The following is a 12,931-nucleotide window of genomic DNA, read 5'->3' as shown; positions in this document are numbered from 1 at the left end:
CGCTTAGAGCAAATCCTCGCTTGCGCCAAACTGAACATCGCACCGAACGCAGGCGATCGGTTCAACTTCCTTGCGACCGATCAGCGTCACGCGGTCGACGACCTCGTGGCTGACCGTGGCGGGTACGAACTTGCCGATATCCCCGCCGAACAGCGCGATTTCCTTGACCAGCTTGCTCGCGATCGGCTGAAGCGCGACGTCGGCCATCAGGAACACCGTCTCGACGCGCGGATTGATCTGCTGATTCATGCCCGCCATCTGATATTCATATTCGAAGTCCGCGACCGCGCGCAGCCCCCGCACGATCACGCGCGCGCCCTCACGCTCGGCAAAGTCCATCAGCAGCAGAATCGAACGCGACCACCTCGACGTCGCCGTCCACGCCCGCGACCTCGCGCCGGACCATCGCCAGCCGTTCGTCGATCGTGAACATCGGCGATTTCGACGCGTTCGTGGTCACACCCACGACCAGCCGGTCGACGAGCTTCGCGCCGCGCCGGATGATATCCATATGGCCGAGCGTGATCGGGTCGAACGTGCCGGGGTAGACACCGATCCGCGCGCCTTTGACCCGCTGCGGTTCTGGACTTGCGGTCATGATCGGATCCCCGGAAATGGTCAGCGGTCGCGTTCGAGGACGAAGCGCGCGATATCGCGCAACAGGTCGGCTTCCTGCCCATAGGCATGAAGATGCGCAATCGCCTGGTCGACGAGCATATGCGCCTGTTCGCGCGCACGGTCTGCGCCGAGCAGTGACAGGAACGTTTCCTTGCCCGCGCCTTCGTCCTTGCGGAGCTTCTTGCCCGCTACCGCCTCGTCACCCTCGGCGTCGAGCAGGTCGTCGGCAATCTGGAACGCAAGCCCCAGATCATGCGCATAGCCCCGCAGCCCGACACGCCCCTCGGGCGGAAGCTTGCCGAGGATCGCGCCCGCTTCGACCGATGCGGAAATCAGTGCGCCGGTCTTCATCTGCTGAAGCCTGGTGACCGTGTTCAGGTCGAACCGGTTGCTGTCCGCCTCGAGGTCCATCATCTGCCCGCCCGCCATTCCGGCGGGGCCCGCCGCCTTGGCGAGATCGAGGACGAGATCGGCACGGACGAACGGATCGGGATGCGTCGCGGGATCCGCGAGTATCTCGAATGCGAGCGCATGGAGGCAATCGCCGGCGAGGATCGCGCAGGCCTCGCTGAACGCCTTGTGCACCGTCGGCTTGCCGCGGCGCATGTCGTCATTGTCCATCGCCGGCAGGTCGTCGTGGATCAGCGAATAGACGTGGATCGCCTCGAGCGCGGTCGCGACGCGCGCGGCGCTATCCTTGTCGACGCCGAACAGGTTGGCGGTGGCAAAGACCAGCAACGGACGGAGGCGCTTTCCGCCACCGATCGCGGCATGACGCATCGCGCGGTACAGGTCGGCACGCGGATCGCCGGGCACCGCAAGCAGCGTGTCGAATCGCGCGTCGATCTCTGCCGAAACGTCGGCAAGGGCATCGGCGAGCGACGATGGCATGGCGCTCATCTTCGCCTCAACCAGCGACAAAGGGGCGCACCCCTGCCGGATTACCTTCGCCGTCGAGCCGGATCGCCTCGATCCGCGCCTGCGCTGCGTCGAGGCGATCGGCGCACCGCTGGCGCAGCTTGTTGCCACGCTCGTAAAGCTCGATCGCGTGCTGGAGCGGCGTGTCGCCGCTCTCGAGCTGCGCGACGATCTTCTCGAGCTCTTTCAGTGCCTCTTCGAACGAGAGGTCTTCGGTCGGCGTGTCCATGACGTCGCTATGGGGCAGGGGCGCGACGGGGGTCAAGGATGCGTGATGCAAGAAGCTGCGCCCTGGCGAAACCGCGGCACCTGCCACTGCTGGCACCGCTCAATGCAGTCGGTCGACGGTCCAGGTGTAGAGTATCGAGACGCCGACCAGGCCAAGATCGACCGCGGCCTGCATGCGCCGCGGCGCAGGATCGGACCGATCATGCGTGATCAGCCGAAAGTCTGCGGTCGGATGGCGTAGTGCCACCACCGCCAGGCTCACTCCGATGACTGTAAGCGCGAGCTTTCGATTTCGCATGATCTTCCCCCGGCAGGACCGTGACCTATGGTGCCGATCTTGACAAGACTTCATTCCAGGATTGCCGGTCCGGCGAGGGTCCGTGATCGATCGCGTGACGCGCGCGGTCGCGTCCTGCCGCCTTTGCGGCAAAAAGCGCGCGATCCGCCTCACGGTACAGCAGTTTCCAGTCTGTCTCGCGCAGCAAGGGGCCGGTACAGCACCCTATGCTTGCGGTGACCTGCACGTCGTACGGCATCGGTTCGCGGCGTATCCGCTCGAGGATCGCGTTGGGCGACACCGACGTTGCCGCGTCCCCCACGATGGCGAACTCCTCGCCGCCGACCCGCGCGACCAGCGTCTCCGGGGGAAGCGCGGACCGCAGCGCGCGGGCAAACACCCGAAGCACTTCGTCGCCGCCGTCATGGCCGATGGTTTCGTTGACACGCTTGAAATGGTCGATGTCCACGATGAGCAGGACCTGCTCCCCCGTCCGGCCGATCGCGCGCGACAGGAATGCACGCCGGTTGAGCAACCCCGTCAGCGGATCGGTGTCGGCGAGCAGCCGGGCCTCGATTTCCTTCTCTCGCGCGGCATCGCGTTCGCGGCTCAGCAGCAGGATACGGTAGGCGATTGCGATGCTCGAGAGCAGCGCTTCAACCGCCATCGCAAGGATCGTGGAATTGTCGAGCCACAGCCGCCAGCCGATCAGGCCGAAACTGTTGGCGACGCGTAGCCCCGCCATGACGATCGGTGCCCCCCACGCCAAGGCGAACAGCCACAGATAGTTGCTGCGCACCCGCCACGCGCGCCACAGAATGACGGGGATGAGGAGCATCAACGCGAGGTAGCCAAGCGACATTGCCGTATCGGCAGTCCGCAGAGCAACCGGGGCGGCAAGCCCCCACACCACCGCGAGGCTCATCAGCGCGGCCATGACGGCATTGCTGACGGTCCGCGGCCAGCCGGCAAAGACCGCCCGTTCGAAGAACGTCCGCGCGAACATGAGCGCCGCGGTCGCCGAGGATGCGAGCAACAGGACGCTGAATTTCTGACGATCGTTGTTGTCGAGGCCGGGGAAGACGTGCGCAATGGCGCCCGAGGAGGTGGCGGCATAGGCCAGGAGGCAAAGCACGAGAAGGCAATAGGCCGGCTGATACGCCTGGCGCAACGCGCCCCAGAGCGCGAGATTGTAGACGATCAGCGCGATCGCCATCCCGGCGAATGCCCCGTACAACGCGGCACGAAGGGTCTGCGTTCTCGCGCCTTCAGAATCGTCGACGATCGACGGGCCCAATATCACGCCACGAAAATTGGCCGAGCCTTCGACATGCCACAGCAACTGGATCGGTGGCGATCGACGCGGCGGCAGGCGCTGGCTGAACACCGCACCGAGCTTGAGCACCTGCGAGGCCGTGCGAGAGGAAAAGCTGCTCTGCCGCACGACGCCATCGGCATAGCGGACGTACAGCGTGATGCGCGACATCCAGACGCTGCCGTAGCGTATGTTTGCCCCGCGCGCACCGAGGTCGGGAAGGCGTTGCGACAGAACCCAGAAATCCCCCGAGCCAAACCGTGCCTGCGACGTGCGGCAATCGAAGTGCTGGGTATTTTCAAAAAGCCTGGCCGCGGCCATGCCGGCTTTGGCGGGCACTATGCACGTCGCCAGGGGCGTCCCCGGCAGCGCCGCCGCGGGCCGCGACACGCACAGGCCGATCATCACGATCAGCGCGGCGATGACCGCTCGCAGGGAAGCCCGACTTTGCATGCGGCGGCTATAGGCCGCGTTAGCCAATTAACCGTAAACGCCGAGGCGTCGGCACAGAAAAACCGGCGACGCCATTGCGCCGCCGGCTTCTGCACCTTCGTCAGTCTTCCTTGACCGCGACGGCCTCGGGCTTGCCCTTCTTCTTGGGCTTCTTGGGGGCCGCGCTCTCGATCGCGAACGACAATGCGCCGTCCTTCATCTTGACCGTGACCTCGCCGCCATGGACGAGCTTGCCGAACAGCAGCTCCTCGGCGAGCGGCTGCTTGATCTTCTCCTGGATGAGGCGGCCCATCGGGCGCGCGCCATACAGCTTGTCATAGCCCTTCTCGGTCAGCCATGCCTTCGACTCGTCGTCCAGCTGGATATGGACGCCGCGGTCCGCCAGCTGCAGTTCGAGCTGCAGGATGAACTTGTCGACGACGCGCGCAACCACGGTCGTCGGCAGGTAGCCGAACGGCACCACCGCATCGAGACGGTTGCGGAACTCGGGCGTGAACATCTTCTGCACCGCCTGCTCGTCCTCGCCCTCACGCGTGAGGTTGCCGAAGCCGACCGTCTCGCGCGCCATGTCGCTTGCGCCCGCATTGGTCGTCATGATCAGGATGACGTTGCGGAAATCGACCGACTTGCCGTGCTGGTCGGTCAGCCGCCCGTTATCCATCACCTGCAACAGGATGTTGAACAGGTCGGGATGCGCCTTCTCGATCTCGTCGAGCAGCAGCACGCAATGCGGGTTCTGGTCGACCGCGTCGGTCAGCAGACCGCCCTGGTCGAAACCGACATAGCCCGGGGGCGCACCGATCAGCCGGCTGACCGAATGCCGCTCCATATATTCGGACATGTCGAACCGCTGGAGCGGGATGCCGAGGATCGTCGACAGCTGCTTGGCGACTTCGGTCTTGCCGACGCCCGTGGGGCCGGTGAACAGATAGTTGCCGATCGGCTTCTCCGGCTCGCGCAGGCCCGCCCGCGCCAGCTTGATCGCCGAGCTGAGCTTCTCGATCGCCGCGTTCTGGCCGAACACCACGCGCTTCAGATCCGTCTCGAGCGTGGCGAGCGCCAGCTTGTCGTCGGTCGAGACCGACTTTGGCGGGATGCGCGCCATCGTCGCGATGACCATCTCGATCTCCTTGGGGGTGATCGTCTTCTTGCGCTTGTTCGGGGCCACCAGCATCTGCATCGCGCCGACCTCGTCGATCACGTCGATCGCCTTGTCGGGCAGCTTGCGATCGTTGATGTAGCGCGCGCTCAGCTCCACCGCCGACTTGATCGCGTCGGGGGTGTATTTGACGTTGTGGTGATCCTCGAACGCCGAGCGCAGACCCGCCAGGATCTTGATGGTGTCCTCGATCGTCGGCTCGTTCACGTCGATCTTCTGGAAGCGCCGCAGCAGCGCGCGGTCCTTCTCGAAGTGGTTGCGGAACTCCTTGTACGTGGTCGAGCCGATGCACCGGATCGTGCCGCCGCTGAGTGCCGGCTTGAGCAGGTTCGATGCATCCATCGCGCCGCCGCTGGTCGCGCCGGCACCGATCACCGTATGGATCTCGTCGATGAACAGCACCGCATCGGGCAGCTTCTCGAGTTCGTTGACGACCGCCTTCAGACGCTCCTCGAAGTCGCCGCGATACCGCGTCCCCGCCAGCAACGCGCCCATGTCGAGCGAGTAGATGATCGCGGGCAGCAGCACGTCGGGCACGTCGCCCTCGACGATCTTGCGCGCCAGGCCTTCCGCGATCGCGGTCTTGCCGACGCCGGGATCGCCGACATAGAGCGGGTTGTTCTTCGACCGGCGGCACAGGATCTGGATCGTGCGATCCACCTCCGGCCCGCGCCCGATCAGGGGATCGACCTTGCCCGCCTTGGCCTTCTCGTTGAGGTCGACCGTGAATTGCTTGAGCGCGCTTTCCGTCTTGCCCTTCTCCTGTCCCTTGGCCGGCTTCTCGTCGTCGGCACCCTTTGGCGTCGAGGCTTCGGTCGGCTGCTGGCCGCCCTTGCCGACGCCGTGGCTGATGAAGCTGACCGCATCGAGCCGGCTCATGTCCTGCTGCTGCAGGAAATAGACCGCATAGCTCTCGCGCTCGCTGAACAAGGCGACGAGCACGTTGGCGCCCGTCACTTCGTCGCGGCCCGAGGACTGGACATGGAGGATGGCGCGCTGGACGACGCGCTGGAACCCGCTCGTCGGCGAGGGATCGGTCGCGGCATCGACCTTCAGCGCATCGAGCTCGGTATCGAGATAATGCGCGACCGTGGTCTTCAGCTCGCCAAGGTCGACATTGCAGGCGCCCATGACCTTCGACGCATGCTCGTCGTCGATCAGCGCGAGCAGCAGATGCTCGAGCGTCGCATATTCGTGGCGCCGGGACGACGCGGCCTCGAGCGCCTTGTGCAGCGTGGTCTCGAGGGCGGGTGCAAATGATGGCATTTACATTACTCCTGTCGGGCCGCGAAACCGCAGGCCCTTTGCCACTATGTCGGAACTGTAATCGATCGCATCAAGCACTTGACCCAGCCGCCCTGCGTTCCTTTGCCGCCCGAAAGCGGACCGCCGAGACGTGGCCGCGGGGTTCACCGTCTAAATAGGTCGTCGGCGCTGGCGCGATGGCTGATCGCCCGATCTTTTTTCAGCTGACAGCGCGCGATCTCGCCCTGCAGCACCGTGATACGGGCATCGAGTTCGGCGACCGACAGCGGATCGATATCCTGACGTACCAGAGCGTCGAGAAAGTCGTCGGGACGGGAAGGGGCGTCATCCGGATCCATCGTGCGTACAACGTTGACCCGCACCGGTGTGATGTCAATAAGGCACGGGAATCTAAAGGGGCGTGTCGATCTGATGCCATCACTAGCCAACACCGTGCCTGACGTCATGAAGGCGATCGACCCGAAGGAGCCCGGCGGCCCCGACGTGCTGATCCTGTGCGATCGTCCCGTCCCGCGTCCGGGCCGCGACGAGGTGCTGATCAAGGTGTCTGCCGCAGGCGTCAACCGCCCCGAGGTCATGCAGCGGCAGGGCAAGTATCCGCCGCCGCCCGGGGCCCCCTCGATCCTCGGCATGGAGATCGCAGGAACGATCGTCGCGGTCGGCGAGGGCGTGGGGCAGGAGCAGATCGGCCAGCCCGTCTGCGCGCTGATCAGCGGCGGGGCCTATGCCGAATATGCGGTCGCGCCATTCGGGCAGTGCCTCCCCGTTCCGGTCGCGCTGACCATGATCGAAGCGGCGGCGATCCCCGAGACGCTCTTCACGGTTTGGACCAACCTGTTCGAGCGCGGCTATGCAACCGAAGGCGACACCGTCCTCGTCCATGGCGGCACGAGCGGAATCGGTACGATGGCGATCGCGCTGTGCAACGTGTTCGGCATCGACATCATCGTGACCGCGGGATCCAAGGCAAAATGCGAAGCGGCGCTGAGCCTCGGCGCGACGCACGCGATCGATTACAAGACCGAGGATTTCGTCGAGCGCGTCGCCGAGATCACGAACGGCAAAGGCGTCGCCGTCGTGCTCGACATGGTCGGCGGCGAGTATGTCCCGCGCAACCTCAAATGTCTGGCCGACGACGGCCGTCACGTGTCGATCGCGGTTCAGGCGGGGGCGACCGCGACGGTACCGCTGTTCGAGATCATGCGCCGCCGCCTGACTCTGACGGGATCGACGCTGCGCCCACGCGACACCGCCTTCAAATGCCTGGTCGCGGACGAACTGGCGCGCACCGTTTGGCCCCATGTCGAGGCGGGGCAGGTAAAGCCGGTGATCGACCGCGTCTTTCCCTTTGCGGAGGCGCCCGCCGCGCATGCCCGGATGGAAGCAGGCGAGCATGTCGGCAAGATCGTGTTGACGATGGAATGATCGTGCCACGGCGGGGGGCACAACTCACCGTCGCCCTGAAGAGGTCAGGGTGACGGTGAGGCAAACCTCGCACCTGCTGTTCGAGCGCGGCGCGTCGGTGCGGTTATGGCCCGGCCTTCGACACCGCCGGCTCCCGCACCATAAGATTAGTTGCTGTCGGAATCGTCGCTGCCGCCCGTCGCGAGCAGCACGCCGACCACGAGCGCGGCAAGAATTCCGATGCTGACATAGGTCGCGGTCGGGCCCTCGGCGAGGCTGTTCTTCCCGGTCGTGACCGTGCCGGTGCGCGCGGGTGCGGATTTGGCGACGGACAGCGATGCGGCGCGATTGGCGGCCGATGCGGTCGCGGGTGCTGCCATCAAGGTGACGGCGGCGGCTGCGGCGGCGATGGTCTTGAAGCGGAACGTCACGGTGGTTCTCCCTTTGGAAGCGGCCATAGTTCAGCTTGGCAGGGATCTGTCAATGCGTTTGCCGGCCGGCCCGCAGAGCCCGGCCGACTGACATCGAACGGTCACCGGACTGCGGCGATGGTGTCACAATAGCCGGCTAATCCAGCGGATAAGGAACAGTTTAGCGGGGCATGCCCATGGACGCCGTCACGTTTCCGATCGCCGAGATCACCGACATCGCAGACTTCATCCATTCGCGTCCCGCGCAACCCGAGCCGGTGGTCGAACGGCGGCAATACAGGACGATCTGGATCTCCGACGTCCATCTCGGCACGCGTGGCTGCAATGCGGCGATGCTCAACGACTTCCTCGATCATGTCGACAGCGAGATGCTGTATCTCGTCGGCGACATGATCGACGGCTGGCGGCTGAAAAAGAAATTCTACTGGCCGGACGCGCACAACGACGTGCTCTGGCGTCTGCTCAAGCGCGCCAAGCGCGGCACGCGCGTCATCTACATTCCGGGCAATCACGACGAGGTGTTCCGCCAATATTCCGGGCTCGACTTCGGCGGCATTTCGATCCGCCGCAAGGCGATCCATGAGACCGCCGACGGCCGTCGGCTGCTCGTACTACACGGCGACGAGTTCGATGCGATCACGCTCGCGCACCGCTGGGTCGCGCATATCGGCGACGCCGCCTACACGATGCTGATGGGGTTGAACCGCTGGGTCAACGCCGCACGCCGGCGGCTGGGCATGCCCTATTGGTCCTTGTCGAAGCATGCCAAGGCCAAGGTCAAAAACGCGGTCGCGTTCATCTCGCACTTCGAGGAGGTCGTCGCGCACGCGGCGGGCGTCCGCGGGGTGGAAGGCGTCGTCTGCGGCCATATCCACACGGCCGAGATGCGCGAGATAGCCGGCATCGCGTATTACAATGACGGTGATTGGGTCGAAGGATGCACCGCGCTGGTCGAGCATTTCGACGGCCGGATGGAACTGCTCCACTGGGCGGACGAGATCGCCGCCCGCCACCGCGATACCGCGAATGCGTCGTCGCTCGCGATTGCCGCCTGACCTCACATGCTTCCCTTCGGGGATCGTCACGGAGAATATCGATGCGCATCGCAATCGTCACCGACGCGTGGAGCCCGCAGGTCAACGGCGTTGTCCGAACGCTGCACGCGGTAAAGCGTGAACTCGAATCGATCGGGCATGATGTCCTGATCATTTCCCCCGAAGCGTTCGTCTCGATGCCGTGCCCGACCTATCCCGAGATCAGGCTCGCCCTGGCACGGTCGGAGGTCGTCGGCCGCATGATCGAGGCGTTCGGCACCGAGGCGATCCACCTCGCGACCGAGGGGCCCGTATGCCTTGCCGCACGCAGCTGGTGCATGGCGAACGCCCTGCCGTTCACCAGCGCCTATCACACGCAATTTCCGGATTATGTCGCTGCACGGACCGGCGCCAATCCTGACTGGATCTGGCGGTATATCTGCTGGTTCCATCGCCCGGCGCAGTCGATCCTCGTCTCGACGCCCTCCGTCGCCAACATCCTGCGCGCGCGCGGGCTCGACCGGGTACGGCAATGGGGCAGGGGGTGGATTTCGCGCAGTTCGGGCTGGACGGCGCGCGCGATCCGTCGATCACGGCGTTATCGGGACCGATCCTGCTGTATGTCGGGCGCATCGCGGTGGAGAAGAACATCGAGGCGTTCCTGGCATCGCCGCATCCCGGAACGAAGGTCGTCGTCGGTGCGGGCCCCGCCCGCGCGGCTCTGGCCCGCCGGTTTCCGGACGCGGTCTTTCTGGGGCCGCGGTCGGGACACGAGCTCGCGGCGGCATATCGCAGCGCCGACGTCCTCGTCTTCCCCAGTCGCACGGATACGTTCGGCCTGGTGATGATCGAGGCGCTTGCATGCGGGACCCCCGTCGCGGCCTATCCCGTGACCGGGCCGATCGACGTGCTCGATCCCCGCGTCGGCGCGATGGACGACACGCTCGAGCTCGCCATCGCGCGGGCGCTGACCTGTGATCCACGGGCGTGTGCGGCATATGCGGCGCGGTTCAACTGGCCAACGAGCGCGCGGCAGTTCGTGCACGCGCTGGTACCCTTTGCCCGGCACGGGGCAGAGGTCGATCACGACGTCTATCTCGCGTCGCATATCGGCCAGATCGCCGCGTAGCGTTCAGCCCATCGCCTTGCGCAACAGCCGCGAAAGCTGCTCCACGGAATAGGGTTTGTGCAGCAGCTCGAAGCCGTGGGTCCCGTTCTGCGCGAGGACATTGCTGTATCCCGACGTCAGGACGACCGGCAATTCCGGATGCGCCGCGCGGATCGCCTTGGCGAGGTCGATGCCGTTCATGCCAGGCATCACGACATCGGAGAACACGATGTCGAACCGCTTCGCATCCTTGCCGAGTTCGGCAAGCGCCTCCTGCGCGTCCGCCGCCCACACCGTGACATAGCCCAGCTCGGACAAAGACTGGGTCGTGAACGTGCCGACCTCGCGATTGTCCTCGACGACGAGCACGCACGTGCCGTGGCCGTCCGCGAGCGCCTCGGTGGAATCGTCGGCATCGGGGATACGTTGCTCATCGGCCTGCGGCAGATAGAGCGTGAAACACGCGCCGTGGCCGACATCGCTTTCGACGGTGATGTCTCCCCCCGATTGCTTGGCGAAACCGAAGACCTGGCTGAGCCCCAGCCCCGTGCCCTCGCCGACGCCCTTGGTCGTGAAGAACGGCTCGAAGATCCGGTCGAGCTGGTCGGGCTGGATCCCGCTTCCGCTATCGGTGATCGAGATCGCCACGAAACGACCCTGCACCGCAGGATGCGCCCGGACTGCGGGAATACACGCCGCCGTTCTGACGGCGATGTCGATGCGCCCGGCACCGTTCATCGCGTCGCGCGCGTTGACCGCCATGTTGATCAACGCGGTATCGAGCTGGCTGGGGTCGACATTGGTCAGGCACGGGACATCAGGAACGTCCACGCTGATGACGATGCGCGATCCGGTGAGCGTTCCGAGCATGTCTGAAATGACGGTCAGGCTCTGCCCGACGTCGATGACCTCCGGCTGAAGCGCCTGTCGCCGCGCGAACGCGAGCAACTGCCCCGTCAGCTTCGCGGCACGATCGGCGGTGTCGGATATCGCATCGATATACCGCACACGACGCTCGGCGCTCAGTTCGGGGCGCTTGAGCAGGTCGGTTGCGGACCGGATCACCGTCAGCAGGTTGTTGAAGTCGTGCGCGACCCCGCCGGTCAGCTGGCCGACCGCCTCCATCTTCTGCGACTGGCGAAGCGCGTCCTCGGCTTGCTGCAACTCGCCGGTGCGTGCGGCGACTTGCTGCTCGAGCGATGCCGCCAGTGCGGCCAGCCGCTGCTCGGCGCGGCGCCGCTCGACCGCGATCCGGGTCCGCTCGGCAGCTTCACGGACGAATGCGACCTCATTGGCGTGCCAGCGTCGTTCCGTCGCGCCGGCAAGATAGAAGATTGCGACGAGCTCGCCGGATTCGGTCAACGGTATGTTGATCAGCGATCGGGCGCTGATCGCCTCAAGCGCAGGCGCCGTCGCCTGGCTGCGGGGATCGACGCGCACGTCGTTGATATGGACTTCCTGACCGCGTTTCAGGTCGTCGATGTACCATCCGAAATCGCGGAACTGGAACTCACCGGACAGCGCGTCGATACCGGGCATGTGCCAGTCATGCTCGATGGCGATCGTCTCTGTCTGCGGATCGATACTGCCATAGCCGGCATGGCTCGCCCCCAGCGTACGGCCGATGATCTGGGCCGCCGCGAACGATATGTCGTCGGGCTGCTCGACGTCGCGAAAGACATCCGCAAGCTCGGTGAGGGCGTCGCGGCGGATGTCGCTCATGCGCTGGTCGGTGATGTCCATCGACACCCCGGCAATCCGCATCGCGATCCCCTGGGCATTGAAGAAGGGTTGTCCGCGCGAGGCGATCCACCGCATCTCGCCATCCGGACGAAAGACACGGTAGACGACGTCATAATCCGTTCCCTCCGCGACGCAGCGGTCCAGCTCGGCGATGCTGTTGGCCCGGTCGTCGGGATGAATGGCCTCCAGCCGATCGTCATAGGTGAAGGGTTCGTCGACGGGACGCCCGAACAGCTCCTTGCACGTCTCCGACGGGGTCAGCTGCCTGCTGGCGATTTCGAGGCTCCACGTGCCGAACCGCGCCGCCTTGAGCGTGAACGAGAGCTCGCGCTCATGTTCCTCCTGCGTTCGCAGACGGTCGGTCAACTCGGCCATCAGCGAGGCGTTGCTCGCCTCCAGACCGTGCAGCCGCTCGCGTTCCAGCGTCACATCGACCTGGCTCGCGAAGAAATATGCGAGGATCCCCTCGGTGTCATAGACCGGCGCGAGCAGCAGCCGGTTCCAGAACGGATCGCCGTTCTTGCGATGGTTGCGGATGTCGATCTCGATCGGCTGCACCGATTCAACCGCATCGCGAATGCGACGGACGGTAGCAGGGTCGGTTTCGGGCCCCTGCAGAAACCGGCAATTCCGTCCGAGGATCTCCTCGCGCGTATAACCGCTCAGGCGACAAAACGCGCCGTTGGCGAAGACGACCGGGTTGTCGGGCAGCCGTGGGTTCGTGATGATCATCGGCATTCGCGTGGCGCGGACCGCGGCCACGAACGGGTCGGTACCCGTGTCCTGCCCGACCAGCTGCGCTGCGATGCGTTCGGCGTCGGCGGTATGCGGGATCGCGTCCGGCGCGGCCATTATGTCCGGGCGAACGGCAGCGGCATCCGTTCCCGCCAACGCTTCGTCGGCACGGCTCGGACTACCCGGCAAAGTTTCCGCATGTGGCACGCGCGTATCGTTCAACGGCCGCTTTCTCGTTCGTT

Annotated in this window: 10 protein-coding genes and 2 pseudogenes; 3 read left to right on the top strand and 9 right to left on the bottom strand. The window is 65.2% G+C overall.

Features of this window, described 5'->3' with window-relative positions; all coding sequences use genetic code 11:
* Positions 1–3: 3 nt before the first annotated feature.
* From coaD to QP165_RS07035, 7 genes and pseudogenes are all read right to left on the bottom strand, one after another.
* Positions 4–598 (bottom strand): annotated as a pseudogene (gene coaD, locus QP165_RS07065) (pantetheine-phosphate adenylyltransferase).
* Positions 599–618: 20 nt separating this feature from the next.
* Entirely contained in the window at positions 619–1,518 is a 900-nt protein-coding gene (locus tag QP165_RS07060) for a polyprenyl synthetase family protein (RefSeq protein ID WP_333994749.1), read from the bottom strand.
* A 7-nt stretch (positions 1,519–1,525) separates the two neighbouring features.
* Positions 1,526–1,765, bottom strand: coding sequence for an exodeoxyribonuclease VII small subunit (locus tag QP165_RS07055; RefSeq protein ID WP_056016604.1), 240 nt, complete (start codon positions 1,763–1,765; stop codon positions 1,526–1,528).
* A 99-nt stretch (positions 1,766–1,864) separates the two neighbouring features.
* Positions 1,865–2,014: a hypothetical protein gene (locus QP165_RS07050; protein ID WP_333994747.1), complete on the bottom strand. Its 150-nt coding sequence runs from the start codon at positions 2,012–2,014 to the stop codon at positions 1,865–1,867.
* A 73-nt stretch (positions 2,015–2,087) separates the two neighbouring features.
* Positions 2,088–3,809, bottom strand: coding sequence for a sensor domain-containing diguanylate cyclase (locus tag QP165_RS07045; protein WP_333994746.1), 1,722 nt, complete (start codon positions 3,807–3,809; stop codon positions 2,088–2,090).
* 100 nt (positions 3,810–3,909) lie between these two features.
* Entirely contained in the window at positions 3,910–6,234 is a 2,325-nt protein-coding gene (clpA, locus tag QP165_RS07040; RefSeq protein ID WP_333994745.1) for an ATP-dependent Clp protease ATP-binding subunit ClpA, read from the bottom strand.
* Between the two features lie 143 nt (positions 6,235–6,377).
* Positions 6,378–6,572 carry a DUF1192 domain-containing protein gene (locus QP165_RS07035; protein WP_333994744.1) on the bottom strand — a complete coding sequence of 65 codons (195 nt, stop codon included), beginning with the start codon at positions 6,570–6,572 and terminating at the stop codon, positions 6,378–6,380.
* A 73-nt stretch (positions 6,573–6,645) separates the two neighbouring features.
* Here QP165_RS07035 and QP165_RS07030 point away from each other — a divergent pair, with 73 nt between their 5' ends.
* Positions 6,646–7,659, top strand: a complete 1,014-nt coding sequence (locus tag QP165_RS07030; RefSeq protein WP_333994743.1) for an NAD(P)H-quinone oxidoreductase — start codon at positions 6,646–6,648, stop codon at positions 7,657–7,659.
* Between the two features lie 146 nt (positions 7,660–7,805).
* Here the strand turns inward: QP165_RS07030 and QP165_RS07025 are convergent, their stop codons facing one another.
* Positions 7,806–8,069, bottom strand: a complete 264-nt coding sequence (locus QP165_RS07025) for a hypothetical protein (RefSeq protein WP_333994741.1) — start codon at positions 8,067–8,069, stop codon at positions 7,806–7,808.
* A gap of 176 nt (positions 8,070–8,245) precedes the next feature.
* Between QP165_RS07025 and QP165_RS07020 the strand changes: the two genes are divergently transcribed.
* Entirely contained in the window at positions 8,246–9,124 is an 879-nt protein-coding gene (locus QP165_RS07020) for a UDP-2,3-diacylglucosamine diphosphatase (protein ID WP_333994739.1), read from the top strand.
* Between the two features lie 41 nt (positions 9,125–9,165).
* Positions 9,166–10,232: pseudogene (locus tag QP165_RS07015) on the top strand (glycosyltransferase family 4 protein).
* Positions 10,233–10,235: 3 nt separating this feature from the next.
* Here QP165_RS07015 and QP165_RS07010 read toward each other — a convergent pair.
* The gene (locus QP165_RS07010) at positions 10,236–12,806 is read right to left on the bottom strand and encodes a PAS domain-containing protein (RefSeq protein ID WP_333994738.1); all 2,571 of its coding nucleotides are present in this window, start codon (positions 12,804–12,806) and stop codon (positions 10,236–10,238) included.
* Between the last annotated feature and the right edge of the window lie 125 nt (positions 12,807–12,931).

Origin of the sequence: Sphingomonas sp. 22R3R2A-7 (assembly GCF_036856055.1) — a bacterium.
GTDB lineage: Bacteria > Pseudomonadota > Alphaproteobacteria > Sphingomonadales > Sphingomonadaceae > Sphingomonas.
The sequence above is the reverse complement of the archived record's forward strand: the minus strand, read 5'-3'. Positions and strand labels throughout refer to the sequence as shown.

Excerpts from the sequence above, each read along its gene's own strand:
- QP165_RS07010 (WP_333994738.1), bottom strand. The coding sequence starts at position 12,806 with ATGGCCGCGCCGGACGCGATCCCGCATACCGCCGACGCCGAACGCATC.
- QP165_RS07035 (WP_333994744.1), bottom strand. The coding sequence starts at position 6,572 with ATGGATCCGGATGACGCCCCTTCCCGTCCCGACGACTTTCTCGACGCT.
- QP165_RS07020 (WP_333994739.1), top strand. The coding sequence starts at position 8,246 with ATGGACGCCGTCACGTTTCCGATCGCCGAGATCACCGACATCGCAGAC.
- clpA (WP_333994745.1), bottom strand. The coding sequence starts at position 6,234 with ATGCCATCATTTGCACCCGCCCTCGAGACCACGCTGCACAAGGCGCTC.
- QP165_RS07030 (WP_333994743.1), top strand. The coding sequence starts at position 6,646 with ATGCCATCACTAGCCAACACCGTGCCTGACGTCATGAAGGCGATCGAC.
- QP165_RS07060 (WP_333994749.1), bottom strand. The coding sequence starts at position 1,518 with ATGAGCGCCATGCCATCGTCGCTCGCCGATGCCCTTGCCGACGTTTCG.
- QP165_RS07045 (WP_333994746.1), bottom strand. The coding sequence starts at position 3,809 with ATGCAAAGTCGGGCTTCCCTGCGAGCGGTCATCGCCGCGCTGATCGTG.
- QP165_RS07055 (WP_056016604.1), bottom strand. The coding sequence starts at position 1,765 with ATGGACACGCCGACCGAAGACCTCTCGTTCGAAGAGGCACTGAAAGAG.